10 protein-coding genes are annotated in these 19,931 nt (G+C 71.9%); 5 read left to right on the top strand and 5 right to left on the bottom strand.

Annotation, left to right across the window (positions count from 1 at the left end; all coding sequences use genetic code 11):
* Positions 1–715 precede the first annotated feature (715 nt).
* Positions 716–1,750, bottom strand: coding sequence for a LacI family DNA-binding transcriptional regulator (locus TBIS_RS07740; protein WP_013131802.1), 1,035 nt, complete (start codon positions 1,748–1,750; stop codon positions 716–718).
* A 146-nt stretch (positions 1,751–1,896) separates the two neighbouring features.
* Between TBIS_RS07740 and TBIS_RS07735 the strand changes: the two genes are divergently transcribed.
* Genes TBIS_RS07735 through TBIS_RS07715 form a run of 5 tightly spaced genes read left to right on the top strand, consistent with a single transcriptional unit; the run spans position 1,897 to position 8,184 of the window.
* Positions 1,897–2,601 carry an urease subunit gamma gene (locus TBIS_RS07735; RefSeq protein ID WP_013131801.1) on the top strand — a complete coding sequence of 235 codons (705 nt, stop codon included), beginning with the start codon at positions 1,897–1,899 and terminating at the stop codon, positions 2,599–2,601.
* 22 nt (positions 2,602–2,623) lie between these two features.
* Positions 2,624–4,297: an urease subunit alpha gene (locus tag TBIS_RS07730; protein WP_013131800.1), complete on the top strand. Its 1,674-nt coding sequence runs from the start codon at positions 2,624–2,626 to the stop codon at positions 4,295–4,297.
* 32 nt (positions 4,298–4,329) lie between these two features.
* Positions 4,330–5,958, top strand: coding sequence for an amidohydrolase (locus tag TBIS_RS07725; RefSeq protein WP_013131799.1), 1,629 nt, complete (start codon positions 4,330–4,332; stop codon positions 5,956–5,958).
* Between the two features lie 10 nt (positions 5,959–5,968).
* On the top strand, positions 5,969–7,357 hold the full coding sequence (locus tag TBIS_RS07720) for an APC family permease (protein WP_013131798.1): 1,389 nt from the start codon (positions 5,969–5,971) through the stop codon (positions 7,355–7,357).
* Positions 7,354–8,184 (top strand): nitrilase-related carbon-nitrogen hydrolase, encoded by an 831-nt coding sequence (locus TBIS_RS07715; protein WP_013131797.1) that lies wholly within the window; start codon positions 7,354–7,356, stop codon positions 8,182–8,184. The genes TBIS_RS07720 and TBIS_RS07715 overlap by 4 nt, the downstream gene beginning before the upstream one ends.
* 365 nt (positions 8,185–8,549) lie before the next feature.
* Here TBIS_RS07715 and TBIS_RS07710 read toward each other — a convergent pair whose 3' ends face one another.
* The 4 genes from TBIS_RS07710 to pglX form a co-directional block, all read right to left on the bottom strand.
* Positions 8,550–9,326 carry a Mut7-C RNAse domain-containing protein gene (locus tag TBIS_RS07710; RefSeq protein ID WP_013131796.1) on the bottom strand — a complete coding sequence of 259 codons (777 nt, stop codon included), beginning with the start codon at positions 9,324–9,326 and terminating at the stop codon, positions 8,550–8,552.
* Positions 9,327–9,529: 203 nt separating this feature from the next.
* The gene (gene pglZ, locus TBIS_RS07705) at positions 9,530–12,355 is read right to left on the bottom strand and encodes a BREX-2 system phosphatase PglZ (protein ID WP_013131795.1); all 2,826 of its coding nucleotides are present in this window, start codon (positions 12,353–12,355) and stop codon (positions 9,530–9,532) included.
* Positions 12,352–16,068, bottom strand: a complete 3,717-nt coding sequence (locus tag TBIS_RS07700) for a BREX-2 system ATPase PglY family protein (protein WP_013131794.1) — start codon at positions 16,066–16,068, stop codon at positions 12,352–12,354. The genes pglZ and TBIS_RS07700 overlap by 4 nt, the downstream gene beginning before the upstream one ends.
* A gap of 6 nt (positions 16,069–16,074) precedes the next feature.
* On the bottom strand, positions 16,075–19,662 hold the full coding sequence (pglX, locus tag TBIS_RS07695; protein ID WP_013131793.1) for a BREX-2 system adenine-specific DNA-methyltransferase PglX: 3,588 nt from the start codon (positions 19,660–19,662) through the stop codon (positions 16,075–16,077).
* Positions 19,663–19,931: the final 269 nt, after the last annotated feature.

Here is a 19,931-nt window from a genome sequence, read left to right as displayed (position 1 = left end):
CGCATCGTTCCCGGACGAAGTCAATATTCCCTACTTGTTTTAAAGGGAATATGCCCGGACGGCCCCGCTGAGCTGGGCGGACGCCCTTCTCCGGCGGGCGCCGTAACACCACGGCAACCCGGGCGATATCCGGCCCCCGCCCGGCCCGGCCGCGGCCGCCCGGCCGTGACCGGCCGGCCGTACGGCATGCCCCGCGCTGCGGCACCGCCCCGGCGCGCCCTGGCGGCGATCCGGGCCGATCGCCGGGGTGCCCGCATGCGGACCGCCCGGGCTACGCATGCCGCGGCGGCGTCGTCCCCTCCCCCGGTCACCCGGGTACGGCGGCGGGCTCGGGCCGGCGGTCCAGCCGAAGACGCGGCAGAGGCCGGCGGCGACGCGTGCCCGGGCCCGCCACCTCTGCGAACCCGACGTCCCGGACCCGTCACGCCCATGAACGCGAGGCCCGTCACATGTGAGATCCCGGCCGGCCGCGCCGAGGCACGCCTGGCCGGACGGCCACCTCCACAAGCGTTAGGTCCGGCCCCGCCGGCGAGCGCGATTCCAGGCCGGCGGTGCTGGACGGCGCGGGGCCGGGCGCCGGCGGTGCCGGTGACGCGGCGGGTCAGCCACCGGCGGGGCCGGCCAGGGCGCCAGCGGTGACCCGCGGCCGGACGGGTCAGCCGCCGGCAGGGCCGGCCGAGGCACCGGCGGTGCCGTACGCGGCCCCGACGAGCCCTTACGAGGGGGCGAGATCCCGGTCCAGGCCTCGGTGGCGCGCCGGCGAGGTGCTCGCCCGGACCCTCAGCGTGATCGGCAGGACCTCGACCGTGCCCGGCTCGGCCTTGCCGGAGAGGATGTCGGCGAGCAGCCGCACCGCCCGGCGGCCCATCTCCCGGGGGGCGATGTCAATCGCGGTGATCGGGGTGATCAGGCTCTGCAGGCTGGGGCTGTCGACGTACGAGGCGACGAGCAGGTCGTCGGGCACGTGGCGGCCCTGCTGGAAGGCGGCCTGGACCGCGCTGGTCGCGCCGCCGTCCGGCACGGAGATGATCGCGTCCACTCCCCCGGGTGACCGCAGGGCCTCGGCGACCGCCCGGCCCACGTCCTCGGGAGCGCACACGAACGGCACGTCGTAGACGAGCGCCTCCCGGCCGTGCTCCGCGCACCAGGCCCGGTACGCGGTGCGGATGTCCAGGCCGAACGCGGTCTCCTCGCCCGGGCAGAGCAGCGCGATGCGCTCGGCCCGGTCGGCGAGGTGGTCGAGCAGGGAGCGGATCCCCGCGCCGTGGTCGGACTCCACCCGGCCGGCGTGCTGGGCGCCCGGGGTCAGGTCGCGCTCGCAGGTGACGACCGTGATGCGGCGCTCGGCGAGCGCCCGGAGCATGGGGTCGCCGAGCATGGGGTCGGAGACGACCACCCCGTCGACGTAGAGCGGCGGCGGGTCCGCGGGGTCGTGGATGGCCGGGATCAGGGTGAGCGCCACGTCGTGCGCGAGGGCCTCCTCCGCGGCCCCGATGGCGAGGTCCATGTAGTACTGGAGGCCGATCGTGCGGTCGGGGAAGTAGAGCCCGATGGCCCCGGTGCGGCCGCCGCGGAGGTTCCGGGCGCTCCGGTTGGCGACGTACCCCAGTTCCCGGGCGACCGCGGCCACCCGCTCACGGGTCGCGGCGGGCAGCCTGCCGCGACCGCTCAGGGCGTCGGAGACGGTGGTCTTGGACACGCCGGCGGCGCGGGCGACGTCCAGCAGGGTGATCCGCTTTCGTGCCTTCATCACCGCCAACGGTACACGGTGCAACGGTTCGGCAGATTTCTAGAGGAACATTCCGTCAACCTATTGCAGGAACGTTCCTGCTCGTGGTCTAATCTGGCTCACCTTCCTATCCCGGGGCATTTCACCCGGGTCATGAGGTGATCCACGTGCATCTGACGCCCACTGAGCGCGACCGGCTCCTGCTGTTCGCCGCCGCGGAGCTGGCCCGGGCGCGCCGCGCCCGCGGGCTGCGGCTGAACGTCCCCGAGGCGATCGCGCTGATCGCGGACACGGTCTGCGAGGCCGCCCGGGACGGCCGCCGCCTGGACGAGGCGATCGAGGCCGGGCGGTCGGTGCTCACCGCCGACGACGTGCTGCCCGGCGTGCCCAACGTGGTCCGGGAGGTCCAGGTCGAGGCGGTCTTCGACGACGGGACCCGGCTCGCCGTGGTCACCGATCCGTTCGGCCGCGACGCGGTGGACCCGGCGGGGCCGGGCGCGGTGCTGCCCGGTACGGACGAGGACGGGCCGGGCGCCGAGGACGACGAGGACGCGGTGACGCTGGAGGTCACCAACACGGCCGCGGTGCCGATCAGCGTCACCTCGCACTTCCACTTCTTCGAGGTCAACCCCCGGCTCCGCTTCGACCGGGCCAAGGCGTACGGGCGGCACCTGGCCGTGCCCGCGGGAACCGCGGTGCGGTTCGACCCCGGCGCGACCGTCGAGGTGCGGCTGGTCCCGATCCGGGGCGACCGCGTGGTGATCGGCTTCGCCGGCCTGGTGGACGGCCCGCTGGACGCCCCGGGGGCCAAGGAGCGGGCGCTGGAGCGCGCCCGGGCCTGCGGATACCTGGGCGCGGAGGAGCCGGCGTGAACCCGAGAGCGAAGGAGCCGGCGTGAACCGGAGTGAGTATGCCGCGGTGTACGGGCCGACCACCGGGGACCGGATCGTGCTCGCCGACACCGGGCTGGTGGTGGAGGTCGAGGCGGACGCCCAGCGGCGCGGGGAGGAGTTCCTCGCCGGGTTCGGCAAGACGGCCCGGGACGGGCTCCACCTCAAGGCCGCCTCGGTGCGGGAGACCTGCGACCTGGTCGTGTCGAACGTGGTGATCATCGACCCGGTGCTCGGCGTGCGCAAGGCGTCGATCGGCATCCGGAACGGCCGGATCACCGCGATCGGCCGGGCCGGCAACCCGGACACCCTCGACGGGGTCGACGTGGTGGTCGGCACCGGGACCACGATCATCAGTGGCGAAGGGCTCATCGCCACCCCGGGGGCGATCGACACCCACGTGCACCTGATCTCCCCGCGGGTGATGGAGGCGTCGCTCGCGTCCGGGGTGACCACCATCCTGGGCCAGGAGTTCGGCCCGGTGTGGGGCGTCGGGGTGAACTCGCCGTGGGCGTTGCGGACCGCGTTCGCCGCCTTCGACGCCTGGCCGGTCAACATCGGGTTCCTGGCGCGGGGCTCGTCCTCCCGCCCGGAGCCGCTGGTCGAGGCCCTGGCCGAGGGAGGCGCCTGCGGGTTCAAGGTGCACGAGGACATGGGCGCCCACGCCCGGGCGCTCGACACCGCGCTGCGGGTCGCCGAGGAGCACGACGTCCAGGTCGCGCTGCACACCGACGGCCTGAACGAGAGCCTGTCGGTGCGGGACACCCTCGCCGTGCTGGACGGGCGGACCATCCACGCCTTCCACGTCGAGGGGTGCGGGGGCGGGCACGTGCCGGACGTGCTCACCCTGGCCGGCCGGCCGAACGTCATCGGCTCCTCCACCAACCCGACGCTGCCGTTCGGCCGGGACGCCGTGGCCGAGCACTTCGACATGATCGTCTCCTGCCACGGGCTCTCTCCGGACCTGCCCAGCGACCAGGCGCTGGCCCGCGACCGGATCCGGGCGCAGACCATGGCCGCGGAGGACGTGCTCCACGACCTCGGCGTCATCCCGATCACCTCCTCCGACGCCCAGGGCATGGGCCGGGCCGGGGAGACGATCCGGCGGACCTTCGCCCTCGCCGGGAAGATGAAGGCCGAGCGCGGGCCGGAGCACGAGCGGCACGACAACGCGCGGGTCCTCCGCTACCTGGCCAAGCTCACCATCAACCCCGCGCTGGCGCACGGCCTCGCCCACGAGATCGGCTCCCTGGAGCCGGGCAAGCTCGCCGACATCGTTTTGTGGGAGCCCGCCCGGTTCGCCGCCGTCCCGCGCCTGGTGCTCAAGGCTGGCTTCCCCGCCTGGGGCGTGACCGGGGACCCGAACGCGGCGGTGGAGCACGCGCAGCCGCGCGTCATGGGGCCGCAGTTCGGCGGCCACGGGGCCGCCCCGGCCGAGATCGCCGTCGCCTTCGTCAGCCGGTCGGCCCTCGACGCCGGCCGGGACCGGCTCCCCACCCGCCGCCGCCGCGTGGCCGTACGGAACACCCGCGGCATCGGGCTGGCCGATATGGTGCATAACGGACGAATTGGAACAGTGCACGTCGATCCCGCCACCGGCGCCGTGGACCTGGACGGCGAGCCCCTCACCTCCACCCCGGCCGAGCGCGTCCCCCTCTTCCGCCTCTACCACCTCTGACCGACCCGGACCGACTGCTGGCGAGGTGCCACGTGACCCAGTACGCAGATCTCGTCATCACCGAAGCCCCCGTCTTCACCGCCGACGCCGCCCGGAGCTGGACCGACGCGGTGGCCGTACGGGGAGACCGGATCGTCGCGCTCGGCGCGGCGAACGTCAAGGAGCTGATCGGCCCGCGCACCCTCGTGATCCAGGCGCGCGGCGGGATGGTGCTCCCCGGGTTCCAGGACTCCCACATCCACGCGCCGTTCGCCGGCCGCAACCGGCTCCACGTGGACCTCAGCGGCCTGGCCGGCAAGCAGGCCTACCTCGACCACATCGCCCGGTACGCGGCGGCCAACCCCGGCAAGCGGTGGATCATCGGCGGCGGCTGGGCGATGGAGTACTTCCCCGGCGGCACGCCCCGGAAGGAGGACCTCGACGCGATCGTGCCGGACCGGCCGGTCTTCCTCTTCAACCGGGACGTGCACGGCGCGTGGGTCAACTCCGCCGCGCTCGAGATCGGCGGCGTCACCAAGGACACCCCGGACCCGGTCGACGGCCGGATCGAGCGGGACCCGCAGACCGGCGAGCCGACCGGCACCCTGCACGAGGGCGCGGCGTACACCTTCTTCGAGCGCTTCGTCCCGCCCCTCAGCCGGGAGCAGTGGGAGGCCGCGATCCTCAACGCGCAGGAGCACCTCCACTCCCTCGGCATCACCGGCTGGCAGGACGCCTGGGTCACCCCGGAGACGCTCGCCGCCTACCGCTCGCTCGACTCCTCGGGCCGGCTCACCGCCCGCGTGGTGGGCGCGCTCTGGTGGGACCGGCACCGCGGCCTGGAGCAGATCACCGGTTTCCTCGACCAGCGGGAGCAGGGCACCGCCCGCTTCCGCCCCACCACCGTCAAGATCATGACCGACGGGGTGCTGGAGAACCACACCGGGGCGCTGCTCGAGCCGTACTGCGACGGCTGCGGCGGGCACACCGACAACCGCGGCCTGTTCTACGTCGACCCCGAGGTGCTCAACGCGGCCGTCACCGAGCTGGACCGGCTCGGGTTCCAGGTCCACATGCACGCCATCGGCGACCGGGCCGTCCGCAACGCGCTCAACGCCGTGCAGGCCGCCCGGGAGGCCAACGGCGGCAGCGACAACCGGCACCACATCGCCCACATCCAGCTCATCCAGCCCGAGGACATCCCGCGGTTCCGCGAGCTCGGCGTCATCGCCAACTGCCAGGCGTACTGGGCGCAGATGGAACCGCAGATGGAAGAGCTCACCATCCCCTTCCTCGGCCGGGACAGGGCCGACCTTCAGTACGCGTTCGGCGATCTCCTCCGCTCCGGCGCCACCCTGGCCATGGGCAGCGACTGGCCGGTGACCACCGCCAACCCGCTGGAGGAGATCGAGGTCGCGGTCACCCGGATCGACCCCGAGAACCGCGACAACGCGCCCTTCCTCCCCGAACAGGCGTTGCCGCTCCCGGTCGCGCTGACCGCGTTCACCGCCGGCTCCGCCTACCTCAACCACGACGACGACGCCGGTGTCATCGCGATCGGCAAGCGCGCCGACCTCGTGGTTCTCGACCGCAACCTCTTCGACCCCGCCGCCGGTCCGATCGGCGATGCGCGCGTCGTGTGCACCATCGCCGCGGGATCGGTGGTGTACGAGCGCCCGTGAGGAGAGCTCTATGAAAACCCCCCAGCCCACTTCCGGCGGCACCCGCCTGCAACGCGTGCTCGGCCTGCCCTCCCTGGTGCTGTTCGGCCTGGCCTACATGGTGCCGCTCACCGTGTTCACCACGTACGGAATCGTCACCGAGCTGACCGAGGGGCATCTGCCCGGCGCGTACGTGGTCACCCTCATCGCGATGCTGTTCACCGCCTACGGCTACGGGCGGATGGTCCAGGCCCACCCGTACGCCGGGTCGGCCTACACCTACGCGCAGCAGTCCTTCGGCCCGCACGTCGGGTTCATGACCGGCTGGGCCCTCATGCTCGACTACGTCTTCCTGCCGATGATCAACTACCTGGTCATCGGCATCTACCTGCATGAGGCCTTCCCCGCGGTCCCGACGTGGGTGTTCATCCTCGCCGCGATCATCCTGGTCACCGGGCTGAACGTGCTCGGCATCCGGATGGTGAGCCGGATGAACTTCATCCTGATCGCGGTGCAGGCGATCTTCCTCGCGGTGTTCCTCGTGCTCGCCCTCCGCACCGCCGCCGGGCAGCCCGTGCCGTCCCTGACCGCGCCGTTCTTCGACGGGGAGACCGACTTCTCCAAGATCTTCGCCGGCGCGGCCATCCTGTGCCTGTCCTTCCTCGGATTCGACGCGGTCTCCACGCTGTCCGAGGAGACCCACGACCCGCGGCGCCGGGTGCCGCTCGCCATCATGGTCGCCACCCTCGCCGGTGGCGTGATCTACATCGTCGTCTCGTACGTGGGCCACCTGGCCTTCCCGCAGTGGCAGTCGTTCAGCAACGTCGACTCCGCGTCGCTGGACGTGATGCAGCACGTCGGCGGCGGGCTGCTCACCGCGTTCTTCACCGCCGCCTACATCGCCGGGGCGTTCGCCTCGGCCATGGCCTCGCAGGCGAGCGTCTCCCGCATCCTGTACGCCATGGGCCGCGACGGCGTGCTCCCCAAGGGGTTCTTCGGCTACCTGCACCCGCGGTTCCGCAACCCCTCGCGGGCCACCCTCGCGGTCGGCGTGCTCTCCCTGGTCGCCCTGGTCATCAGCCTCGAGCTGGCCTCCACGATGATCAGCTTCGGCGCGCTGGTGGCGTTCTCCTTCGTGAACCTCTCGGTGATCAAGCACTACGTCTGGGACGAGGGCCGGCGCACGGCCGCGGACCTGTTCCGGTACGGCCTGCTCCCGGCCATCGGCTTCCTGCTCTGCCTGTGGCTGTGGACCAGCCTGTCCGGCATGACCTTCGTCGTGGGCCTCTCCTGGGTCGGGGTCGGCTTCATCTACCTGGTCGCGCTGACGCGGATGTTCACCCAGCGCCCGCCGGAGCTGCGGCTGGGTGAGATCGACCTGGAGGACGAGGCGGCGTCCGTCCCGGTGGCGGGATCATGACGGTACGGGTCGCGGTATGCCAGCTCGCCCCCGTGCTCGGCGACCCCGGGGGCAACCTCGACCGGGCGCTGCGCGCGGTCGCGGCGGCGGCCGATCGGGGAGCCCGGATCGTGGTGCTCCCCGAGCTCGTGACCAGCGGGTACGTCTTCGCCGACGAGGCGGAGGCGCGCCGCGCGGCCCAGCCGGCGGACGGGCCGGCCGTCACCGCCCTGGCCCGTGCCGCGCGCGACCGCGGCCTGGTGGTCTGCTTCGGGTTCCCCGAGCTCGACGAGGAGGGACGGCTCCGCAACAGCGCCGTGCTCGCCGACCCGGGCGGCGTCCGGGCGATCTACCGCAAGGTCCACCTGTGGGACCGGGAGAAGGAGATCTTCCTCGCCGGCGACGAGCCGCCCCCGGTGGTGGAGACCGAGCTCGGCCGGATCGGGCTGGTCATCTGCTACGACCTGGAGTTCCCGGAGTGGCTGCGCGTGGCCGCGCTCCGCGGGGCCCAGCTCGTGTGCGCGCCGGTCAACTGGCCGGCCGAGCCCCGGCCGCCGGGTGAGCGCCCGATCGAGATGGTGCGCGTGCAGGCCTCCGCCTCGGTCAACCGGATGTTCCTCGCCATCGCCGACCGCACCGGGACCGAGCGCGGTGTGGAGTGGGTGTCCGGCTCGCTGATCGTCGGGCCCCACGGCTTCCCCCTCGCCATGGCGGACCCGGCCAAGGGTGAGCAGATCCTCGTGGCCGACTGCGACCTGGCCACGGCGGACGACAAGCGGATCTCCCCGCGCAACGACGTGCTCGCCGACCGGCGGCCCCGCCTCTACGGCGAGGTCGCCGGGGCCTAGGCGGGCACGGCTCGCCGTGCCCGTCCGCGCCCGGGCACGGCGAGCCCGCCCATCGGGCGATCGGGTCGCTCCCGGGTCCGTCCCAGGGTGATCCATCGGGTCACCGGCAAGCGGCCCGGCCGAGGTCTCCGCCCTCGGCCGGGCCGCTTGCCGTACGCGGTCATCCGCGCCGAGAGGTGCTCGGGGCGGCGTGCCGCGGGGAACGGCCCGGCACGCCGGGACGCCTCCGCCACCGGGTCACCCGATGATCGCGGTGGCGGTCGGAGCGGTTCCGTGGCCGCGCTCCGCGGCGAACGGCGATCGCACCACGGCGAACCGGGATAGCCCGGCCGCGGGCACGACGGAGGACGGAACGAGCCGGATGCTCAGCGGTCCGCACGCCCGTCGGGTGTGAGCAGGCGTTCCGCCCGGGCCACGATCTCCTGCAGGTGGTCGTAGTGGGCACCCCGCCAGTAGGCCCGGCCGCAGGCGGCGCAACGGGCGAACGTGTCGTACGTGCGGCGGGTGCCCGGCTGGAGCTGCGGCGCGATGTCGTGCTTCTCAACGGGGACGAGCCGGTCGTTGCAGGCGACGCACCGGGTCCACGGGGCGAGCGGCGGGGCGAACCGGGTGAGCACGTCCTCGAGCTGGTCGTCCGGGTCGCTGCCCCGCACGTACGCGCCCAGCCACAGGCTCCTGCGGCGCAGCAGGCCGCGGTCCCGGGTGAGCAGCACCCGGCGCTGGTCGTTGGCGAGCACGATCAGCGTGTCGTCGTCGAGGTCGTTGCCGTACGCGGTGTCCACGCCGAGCAGGCGCAGCCGCCGGGCCAGGGTGCCGAGGTGCACGTCGAGCAGGAACCGGGGCGGATCGACCGGCACGGGCTGAGGCCGCTGGACCGCGCGCACGTGGACCAGGTCACCGGGCCGCGGCCGGTAGTCGGGCCGCACCTCGCGGCCGTCCACCTCCAGGTGCCCGACCTCGGGGAGCGGGATGCCGAGCGACTCGATCACATGCCCGAGCGACGAGGTGCCGTCCACCCGGACGGTCCGCTCGCCATCACGATCGCCACCCGGCAGGAACAGGCGGAGCTCGTCATCGACCTTGATCCGCACGGCGTCCACCCTTTCAGCATGCCAGCCCACCCCGGCCGGACAGGCCGACATCGTCCGCGGCCGCGCCGCGTGTCCCGGCCGGCGCCGCCCGGGGAACGCGGCATCACGCTGAACCCGCAACGCCGTCCGGGACCGACCGGCATCACGGCGCGGTCGAAGCCCGGCCCCCTTTACCCCGGCCGAGCCGGCCGAGGCCGCCCGGCAGACCGGCCCCCACGGCCGGGCGGCCCGATCCGGCCGCCGAGCCCGGGCGCCTAGAGGTCCGGCTGCCGCGGCACCGGGATGCCGAACTGCTCGGCGAGCACGTCGGCCGAGAGCACCACGGTCTCACCATCGGGGTCGTAGCCGATGGGGTCGTAGCCGTCGACGCTGAGCACCCGCCGGACCGCGGCGAGCGCGGCGGTCATCCGCGTGGCCGGCACCTTCGCCTGCGCCGAGAGCGCGGACTGATGGAGCCGCCCGCCGGCCTCGAGCAGCGCGGCCAGCACATTGCGGACCAGGGCGACGTCCGGGGCCACCCGGCCAGCCCGGGCGCACTGCTCGCGGAACAGGTCGGAGGCGAGCAGCTCGTCCAGGTACCGCTCCACCGGAGAGACCGGCTCCTCCCCCGCGGGTTCCGGTGCCACTGCGTCGAGCGCCAGCTCGGTCTGCCCGGTGACCTCGGGGCTGCGGCCCTTCGCGGAACGGGTACCCGTCCCACGCGCTGCCGCTGCTCGGTGCGCGCCCGGCTGCGCGCCGGCGTGGCGCGTCGTCTCCCGGAGCTGGGCCCGGGTGAGGGCCGCGTTCCACCACGTGGGTTCCTGCACGGGCGCCGGCGCCCACCCGGCGATGTCATCCCCAGCGACCGTGCTGAACACCGCGAACGGCACCGCGACCTCGGCGGCGGAGGCGCCGCCGTGGTAGCCGGCGCGTTTGGCACCGTAGCGCAGGTCCTCCCGCCACGGCAGGACGACGGCGCCGCCGCCGAGCAGGACCCGCCGGCCCCGGATCTCGATCTCGCCCTCCGACACCGGCCCACCGGCCGGACGCCAGCGGGCGGCCCCGGTGGCATGCGCGGTGAGTGCGGTTCCTCCCCGTTCCACCACGTGTCCGTGGTCGGAGGTGAGGATGAGCCGGCGGCCGGCCGCGCGGGCCGCCTCGGTGAGCGCCCGCAGGTACGGCACCTGGTCGAGAGCCCAGGTGGTGCCGCCGGGATCCATCTTGTCGAGGGAGTCGTCGATGGCGTTGAGCACCACGCCCACCACCCGGGCCGGGCCGTCGATCGCGGCCTTCACGTCCGGGTGGAGCGCGTGCCCGGCGGGGGCGCGCAGGTCGTCCTTGTGGAACAGCCGGGCCTGCGGGTCGCCGACCGCGCCGGGGAACGCCGCCTTCTCGTCGTGCTGCCCGCCGATGCGGAGCGTCCCGGTGAGCAGGCTGGTGCGGCAGGCCTCGGTGACGGTCGGGAGCGCGGGCAGCAGGGCCCGGCGGTGGCCGAGCGAGGAGTCCACCAGTTCGGTCCACCGGTCCCGGATCAGCTCGTCGGCGAGCTCGGCGAGCACGGCCGCGGTCATGCCGTCGAGCACGAGAAGGAGCGACCGGCCGAGCGGGCGCACCAGCGTGCCGAGCGCGGACTCGATCGGGACCAGCGTTCCGGGCTCGCTGTCGGCCTCGACGGCGGCGGCCAGGTGGCGGGCGAGCACGCGGTCGCGCTCGGTGCGCCGCTCGGCGGCGACCTCCAGCAGCGCCCGGTAGGCGGCGGCGACCTCGTCGTCCTGGTCACCCGTCCACACGTCCGCCAACGCCCGGTCGACATAAGCGCCGGTGCGGACCTGCTCGTGCACGGCCTCGGCCAGGGTGGCCGCCGGCCGCTTGGGGGTGGCGAGCCAGCGCAGCAGCCGGAGCGCCATCGTGGCGGTCCGGGTGCGTGGGTTGTGCCCGGCGAGCTCGTGCGCGAGCAGGCGGGCGTGCGCGTCCTCGGCCTGCTGCAGCGCTGCCACGTCCGGTACGCGCCTCGATGGGCCGGGACCGGGCAAGGCCTGCCGCAGTGCCCGCGCGAACTCGCGGAGCCGCATGGCGTACGCCTCCGGCAGCAGGGTGGAGCGGGCGATGACCTCGGTGGCGTTGAACTCGCGGAGCAGCTCCTCGGCGCGGTCCAGCAGGGCGTCCGGCCGGTCGAGCCTGCCGAGGGCCGCCTGGGCGGCGCGCGCCCACGCCTGTGCCTCCTCGGCGGGGAGGGCCTCCCCGCCGAGCCGGGCGCGGACCAGGCCGCGCGCCTCGGCGGCGGACGGCCCGGCGCCGCGCTCCCATAGCAGCCCGGCGACCAGGGCGAGCGGGACGGCGTCCCCGCCGTGCCCGGCCGTGACCGCGCGCAGCGTCCACCGGCCGGCCGGCCCGAGGACGGTGCCGAGCCACCCGGTCAGGCCGTCGCGGACCTCCTCGGGCAGCTCGGTGAACCGGGCGACGGCGACCGGGTCGAGGGTCCATAGCAGCAGGCCGGGCGCGTCGAGGTGCTCCGGGGTGAGGTACGGCTGGCCCGCGGGGTCGGTCCCGAACACCGCGGACGCCAGGTTCCCGAGGGCGTGGTCGCGGGTGAGGGCGCCGCCGGGCGCGGGCGGCCAGCCTCCGGCGGGTTCCCGGTTGATGAGCGCGTCGGCCGCCCACCGCTCGTCGAGCAGCAGCGGGTCGATGGTGTGCGCGCTGAACGCCTCCTTGACCATCTCCCAGGGGCGGAGCACGTGCAGCCGGCCGCCGGCCAGGTGCACCCGGACCCCGGCGCCGAGGTCGGCGTCGTCCACGTCGGTGAGCACGACGAGGTAGTCCTTGGTGTCACGCTTCGTGAGCGCGTGCTCTGTGAGCGCCTCGCGCACGGCGAGCGCGGACGGGCAGGGCCGCACGTGCACCACGGCGTCCTCCACGGTGAAGGACGGCTCACCATGCCACTCGGGCAGGGCGTGGATGCCGATGATCCGCCGCGAGCCTCCCTTCTTCAGCTGGTGGGCCACGATCGACCGCACCGCGGACAGCGTGGCGAGCCGCAAGCCAGGGCCGGAGGGGGTGGCCGGAGAGGCGGTGTCGGTTGCCATGGGCCGGGTCTCGGTCACTTCCGCTCGCTCCAGGTGACGGTGATCTCCGTGTCGGGGTGCGCCGCGGCGAAGGCACGCAGCTCGCGGATGGCCTCGTCGATCCGCCGCCCGGGCACGGTGATCCGCCCGCCTGCGCCGCGGTCGTCGATGGCCTGAGCCGTGTACTGGGCGGTTGCGGTCACGCCGGTGCTCGCGGCCGCGCCGAGGGTGGCGCTGGTGATCGGCTGCTCGGGGCCGGTGCCCGGTCCGGGCTGCGGCTGGACGCGGCTCGCCAGGAGCATCTGGGCCGTGCGCCGGGCGAGCGCCAGTGCCGGGGCGAGACGCTCAGCGAACTCGTCGTTCCCGGCAGCCGCGCGCAGCCGGTCGAGGATGTCCGCGGCCCGCGGGTCGTCGCCGATCGAGGCGATCGCGTCCAGCAGGCCCCAGTCCATGTCGTCCAGCGCCTTCAGCACCTCACCGGCGGTCCGCAGCGCGTACCCGAGCACCTCCTCGCCGGCGGCGAGCGGCGCGTTGGCGAGTGCCTCGGCGAGTGTGGTCGGGTCGGGCTCCGCGGCGAGGGTCGCGGCGAGGGTGGCGGCGCTCCGGGCGGTGGCGAGCCGGCCGCCGTCCTCGGGCAGGGCGAGCACGCCGCGACGGGACTCCAGGGCCGTGACGAGCCGGCGCGCCGGCTCCTGCAGCCGCCGGGCCTGGTCGCGTACCTCGGTGGCGAGCCGGCGGACGTTGGCCGCCGACTTCAGCTCGGTGACGTGCACCTCGAAGATCCTGGCCGCGCGGCCGACCGCGCGCCGCCAGGTGGCGTCGTCGGGCAGGCGCGGCAGGCGCAGCTCATAGCTCGCGTCGATCCGCTCCGGCGAGGGCATGGGGACCCGTTCCCCGGCGCGGTACCACTCGCGGTCCTCCATGAGCGCGAACGCGGCGATGACGAGGCCACGGGTGCCGGCGTCCAGGCCGCGCGGCCGGGGCTCGTCCAGCCACTCGATCAGCTTCCCGACGCTGATCACCTGGTCCAGCCCTTCCTGGGCGGCACGCTGCATGAGGTGCTTGCGCCAGGGGAAGGTGTCGGGGGTGAACAGGAAGGCGTTCTCCAGCGCCTCCCCCACCTGAAGCGGGTTCGCGACCTTCCGCAGCACCTCCCGGTCCTTGGGATCCACGGGGATCCGTCCGGACTCCTCCGCGGCCGCCAGCTCCAGGTAGCGCAGCACCGTGGTCAGGTCGGAGCGGCGCACCTCTCCGGGGAAGTTCGGGTGGTCCGGGTACTGCGCCGACAGGATCTGGTCGAGCAGGTGCTCCAGGCAGTCGGCGAGCCGCGCCCCGACCGGAGCGCCCAGCTCGAGGCCGGGCTCGAGCGTGGCGAAGTACGCGCTGTGCCCGCGATCGAGGTCGATGTCGGCAGGCTCGGGCTTGGCCGCGCCGTACGCCTGCTGGATGACCTGGTTGAGCTTGGTCTCCAGGGTGCTCTTGCGGTTGAGCAGCAGCACCTTCGCGGTGGCGCGGTCCTGCACCGACAGGTCGCTCGCGTTCTGCTCGTAGCGGTCGTCGGAGGCGAGCAGGTAGCGCAGGCAGACCAGCTCACCGAGATCGTTCTCCCGGGCCTCGGTGAGGAACTGGGGCACCCAGGCCACCGTCCGGCTGCGCACGCCCTCGCGCTGGAGGTTCTCGAACCGGGCGATGTCATCGTTGGGCCCGTGCCCGGCCTCATCGAACGGGAAGTCGATGATGATCTTCCAGCGGTCTCCTTCGGCCATCAGCGCCGAGTTCGGCAGCTCATCGGCGTTGCGGATGTTGCCGTAGACGATGTCCACCGTCCGCCGGGTGCCCCGCCAGACGAAGGAGTGGGTGTAGGTGCCGCCGAGGGTCTCGGCTTTCGCCCCGGTCACCCCGAGCGACTCGAAGACCAGCTCGCGCAGCAGGCGGCGCCGCTCCCCCTTGCTGTCCTGGTGGCGGACCCGGTCGAGGACGCGCTCGTAGTCCACCCCGGCGAGCTGAATGCTGATCAGCGGGTTGGCCGGGTCGTCGGACAGGTGGATCTCGCTCACCCCGGACGCGGCCAGGTCGCGGAAGAGCGCCAGCACCCGGGCCGCCTCCATTCCCTTGAGCGGGGTGGCGATCGTGCCGTGGTTGAGCGCGGCCAGCTTCTGCGCGGTGAGGGCGCGCAGCGCGGGCACGTTCGGGGCGAGCGCGGCGAGCAGCGCGGTCTTCACCAGGCGGGCGTCGGTGACGAACGGGTGGGTGCGGGGCAGCCCTTTCGCATGGTCCGGAGTGGCCAGCCGGTGCCGGTCGAGGAGCCGCGGCAGCAGCTTCTCCTCGTACAAGGCGCGCGCGTTGGCGAAACGCTGCTTCATCTCGTCGGTGAGCGGCACCACCCCGGAGTCCATGAGGACGTCGTAGACATCGCCGACCGGGATGATGTCGTCGACGGTCAGCTCATCCCGGCCTCGCCGCAGCAGCTCGGCCATGGTGCGCAGGGCGGTGCGCTCCCGCTGCAACAGGCTGGAGAGGGCCACCATCGTGGAGACCAGCGCCGGGGAGAAGGGGTAGGTCCGCTCGAACGCGTCGGCGTCGGATGACTCGTCCAGGCCCTCCAGCAGAACGTTCCAGATCTTGGGCTCCCGGGTCACCTTGCGGAACGCGGCCTCCAGCACGCCTTCGGCACCCGGCTTGGGCTGCAGCAGCCGCCGCTTGACGATGACGGGGAGGTTGCGGTCCTCCAGAGTGATCTTGTTGAACCGATCCTCCCACCAGCGGAACGTCTCCCCGATCGCGTACTTCTCCGCCCCGGGTACGTTCGGGCCGAGGAAGTCGCGCAGGTCGCGCTGCCGGGCGACGAAGGACACCAGCGGCACGGCCCGGCGGGTGGCCGCCGACTCGACGAGCTTGGCCACCTTGGCGCCCTCGCCGCTGACGAACGCCACATCCGAGCTGCGCGAGGCGAGCCACAGCACCAGCTCGTCGAGGAAGAGCACCACGCAGTCGTAGCCGAGCTGCTTGGCGTGGGCGCTGACCACCTCGAGGCCCTGGTCCAGCGCCAGGTATGCCCCGGTCTGGACGTAACCGGAGAAGTAGGAGTTCACGAGGGCGGAGACCAGCCGGCCGCGTTCGGGGTCCCCGATCGGGGCGTTCCGGGCCCGCTCGTAGGAGTCCGCGGTCCACGGTGCGGCGAGGGTGCCCCAGCCGGGCTGCGCGCCCCCTCCGCCGAGGCCGGCGAAGAACGCCTCATCGCCGAGCCGCTCGCGTAACCGGTCGGCGTCGGCGAGCAGGCCGTCGGTGGTGTGCAGCTCGGGGAGCGGCGCGTCCGGGTGGAGCCGGCGGATCTGCTCCAGGTAGCCACCGAGGATGGCCGCCTCCACCGACTCCGCCCCGATCAGGTGGTAGGTGAGGCAGAGGATGCGCCGCCCGGACAGCCAGTGGTCGTGCTTGGCGATGACCGGGGCGAGCCCGTCAAGCCGGCGGGCGTGCGGGTTGTGCTGCAGCACGGCGTGCAGCACGGACATGAAGTGGCTCTTGCCGGAGCCGAACGAGCCGTGCAGGAACGCCGCGTCGCTCCTGCCCTTCTCCAGCGCGCCTTTGATGTACGACAGCGCGGCGTCGAACGCCTCAGCGAGCTGCGGGGTGACGACGTAGCTCGCCAGCGTCTCCTCGACCGCGGTGACGCCGTCACTGAGCTTGAGCACGAAGTCGTTCGCGCTCAGCTCCTCGGGGATGTGGATGACGTCCTTGAGCAGAGTCGCCATGCGGGGTCAGGCTCCCTTCCTCGCGCGCCGGCCGCGCTGCTTGGTCTCGGGGCGCCACGCGGCGAGCGCCTCACGGGTCAGGCCGTGCTCGGTGAGCTTGGTCTCCAGCCACCGGGTGAAGAAGCCGGCCGGGGGCTCGCCGTAGACGGCGTCGTACTGGTTGTGCCACTGGTGCAGCCACGGCTCGAGCTCGGCGATCCCGGCGAGCAGCGGGGTCACCCGCGGATCGCCCGTGGGGTAGCCGCGCTCGATGATGAGGCTGGCCAGGGCCTTCGCCTGCTGCAGGTGGTCCCAGCCGGCCCAGCCGTACACGGGGGTGGGGTCACCGTCGCGCTCGGCCCCCGGGTAGCCGATGAAACGTTCCTTGGGCACGTCGAGCTTGCCGCGGTGCCGCCAGTAGCTCTGGGCGGCGAAGTCCTTCGGGCCGTACTTGGGCGGCACCGGAATCTCGACCTTCTCCCCCGCGTCCTCCCGGCGCTGCAGGGCCCACACGTGCTCCCAGTCCTGGCGCTTGCGCAGGCCGCTCTCGGTGTAGCGGTAGGCGGCGAGGTACGGCACGTGCTCGTCCTTGAGCAGCGCGGCCACCTCGGCGGTGATGTCGTAGTCGGGGCGGCCCAGGTAGAGGTCGAGCACCTGGCGGAAGTCGGCGTCCGTGCGCACCAGGTCGGCGAGCTGGGCCGCGCTCAGCGCCCGGGGGTGTTCCGCTTCGTCGAACCACAGGCGCCGGTCCTCCAGCCGATCGAGCAGCCAGGTGCGCAGCGCCTCGGCCTGCATCTTCTCGTACGGCTCGGCGGCCCAGCGCCGCTTGTACTCGGGGCGCTCGACCAGGCCGATGAGCGGCTTGTTCTCGATCATCTCGATCCGCCGCTGCACCAGCTCGCGGTAGGCTTGCGGCCACTCGGCAGGGATGTCGCGGATCGGGGTGGAGCCGTGCCGGGCGAACCACTGCGTCTCGACCTCGCCGTCGAGCACCTTGCGCCCGAGGACGATCTCGAACGCCCGCTGCCCGAGGGCCAGGCCGGGCAGGTCGTCGCCGTCGTAAGTGAGGTCCTCGTCGAGGATGCCGTAGAGCTTGTAGACCTCCCAGTCGAGCTCCTCCTGGACCGCGATCATCTCCGCGCGGATCTCGTGGTAGCGCCGCCGGGCCTCGGCGAGCGCCTCACGGGAGGGCACACCCCGCGCGCAGACGTGCTGAGGCATCACCGTGGCAAGCTCCTGCGCCAGGGCGTCCAGCCGACGCGCTCGCTCCAGTGGTGCACCTTCGGGGATCGGGAAATCCTGCAGTTTGGTGCCAGTGAACTCGTATCGATCTGACCACCCCTCAAGGCTGACCCGCGCGCCCTCATCGCCGATCGGGTCACCGCCCTTCGGATAACTTACCTGCTTAAGCCAAAAACAGGCAGTGGAAGAGTTGAGTAGACCAAGAAGGCGTAGGTGTTCGTCTTCCGTTTTCTCGCGGGGCAATTTGATCACCGGCGCGGACTGCTTGAAGACCTTCCCACCCCGATCAAGCACGAAGTGGTTGTGCGTCGCCACAAACGCAAATGTAATTGAGAGGGGCGTCCGTAGCTTGTTCACTGTTAGGCGACCAAATTCACTCCATCGGAGTCCAGCCGCCACCTTCGTCCTCCCCCCGAACATGATATTTTTACTAAGATTTGTTCTATAGGGCCAAAAATGCAGATAAAGCACTCTTTCATTTTCAACTTCCACAGGAAGAAAATTAAAGTCATAAGGAAATACAGAAATAGAGCCATTTACACTAATACCCCAATCACGAAGGCCATCACCAAGCACCATGGGACGCCGAAAATCTTTAGGAATCATACGCCGATCGAGACACCGTTCCGGAAAAACGTAGACATCATCTTCCAGCGTGAAACAGGTAATTCCTATAGATTCGACTAGCTCGCCTAGCTTCACCTGCGCCATCGACTCAATAAGCGTCTGCAGCTGAGCACTGCCCCCACCGCCCAGCGTCCATGGATGCGCGGTGAACCATTCGCGCGGTAAATCGGCAACGGATACATATTCGGTTTCCGTACCAGGCTGATCGATATGACCACTAATCGATCTCCACACCAAGCCCAGTCGTGGATCCTCAGGCTGAGATGGCTCACCGCGGATCCCAAGCACAGCGCGAATCGTGCCGAGGCGATTCCGATCGCGGTTCTTGCCGATCAGGATCACCGTGGGCGTTCCATGGCCTGGGATGTACGCGCCTGAGGTGTCGATGACGTGGGTCAGTTCGACCTTCGCCGCGAAGAACTCCTCGATCAGCTTCTTGCCGAACTCCCGCTTCATGAAGGAGTTCGCGGTGATCTGGCCGACGTAACCGGGCCGCTCGGTATCCCATACCGCGAGCCGGAAGAACAGCTCCGCGAACGGCACGGACAGCGCGTACTTCATATGGCAGGTGGGATACCGATCGCGGTACGCCAGGTTGAGCGCCTTGTCCTTGACCGTGATGTACGGCGGGTTGCCGACGACCACGTGGTAGCGGCCGTGCGCGAGGATTCCCGGGTACCGGTCGATGTCCTCCCAGTCGTACCGGTGCGCGACGAGTGAGCCGTCCTGCACCTGGAGTTCGGTCTGCCGGCCGCCGAACTTGCTGGCATACAGCAGCGAGTCGCCGGTGGCGACGTTGAGCCGCAGCGCGGGGATGCCGGGGTCGTCGAGCCGGGTGACCCCGCACGCCTGGAGCGCCGCCACCATGAGCCGGAACTTCGTGATCGCGGTCGCGGTCGGGTTGATGTCGACGCCGTGGATGCTGTCGAGCACCTTCTGCACCCGGACCCGCTCATCCATCCCCGGGGCCTGCGCGGCCCAGGCCTGGAGCAGCCGGTCGAACGCCCCGAGGAGGAAGTGACCCGAGCCGCAGGCCGGGTCGATCAGCTTGAGCCCGTCCAGCCCGAAGTCGTCGATCGCGGGGGTGAGCGTCCGGTCGAGGATGAAGTCCCCGATGAACTCGGGGGTCTGCAGCAACGCGTAGCGCTTGCGCACATGCTCGGAGAGGTCCTGGTAGAGGTCGCCGAGGAACCGGGTGTCGAGCTCGGGGCTGTGGAAGTCGTGGGCCAGCCGCACACCGTCGGCGTCACGCCGCCGGAACGCGGCGATCAGCGCATCGGCCATGTCGGCGGAGATGTCCCACCACCAGACGAAGTCCGTGTCCGGGAAGAGCGCCTGCCCGGCCCGGGTCGCGCGCAACCAGGTGAACGCCTCGCGGAGCCACTCGCGGGCGGTCAGCCGGGGGTTGCGCCGGATCCAGGCGGCCTCGGCGTCGGCCGCCTCGGTGGTCGCGTTACCGTTCGCATCGCGGGAGGCGATCCAGCGGTGCGCGGTGAGGTCGTTGTCCTCGCAGAACCGGATGAACGTGCAGGCGACCACCCACGACGACGCCGCCTGCTCGCTCTGCGCAGTGAGCCAGGCGTTCCAGGTCTCGCCTGTCCGGCCGACCTCATTCGCGGCTCGGTACATCCCCTCCAGACGCGCGCCGAGCTCGGGCACCCGCTCGGCCTGCCGCCGCAGGTCCTCGGCGACGAGCGTCACCTGCCGCTGAAGGTCCTTGAGCAGCGCAGCGGGGACAACAGTCACCTATTCACCTTCCGTGACTACGCACGCATAAGGGGCCACCCATACATTTCCGGAAAGTCTCGCAAGAACGACCGCACATTCACTGGGGAATCCGGTCAGAAGTAATCATCTTGTAACGCTCCAAATCGTTATGGAACAGTACATTTCGGTACAAGCGCCACCGAAACACGTGCACCATTCTGGGGAGCTCGGCTGCATACGGAGTCGGCTGAAGATGGCGAGCCTCTCATGTGGTGCTCATCCGATTACGGACGGCACTCCCTTCTCTG

The organism is Thermobispora bispora DSM 43833 (assembly GCF_000092645.1).
In the GTDB taxonomy this organism is placed as follows: Bacteria; Actinomycetota; Actinomycetes; order Streptosporangiales; family Streptosporangiaceae; genus Thermobispora; species Thermobispora bispora.
The sequence above is the reverse complement of the archived record's forward strand: the minus strand, read 5'-3'. Positions and strand labels throughout refer to the sequence as shown.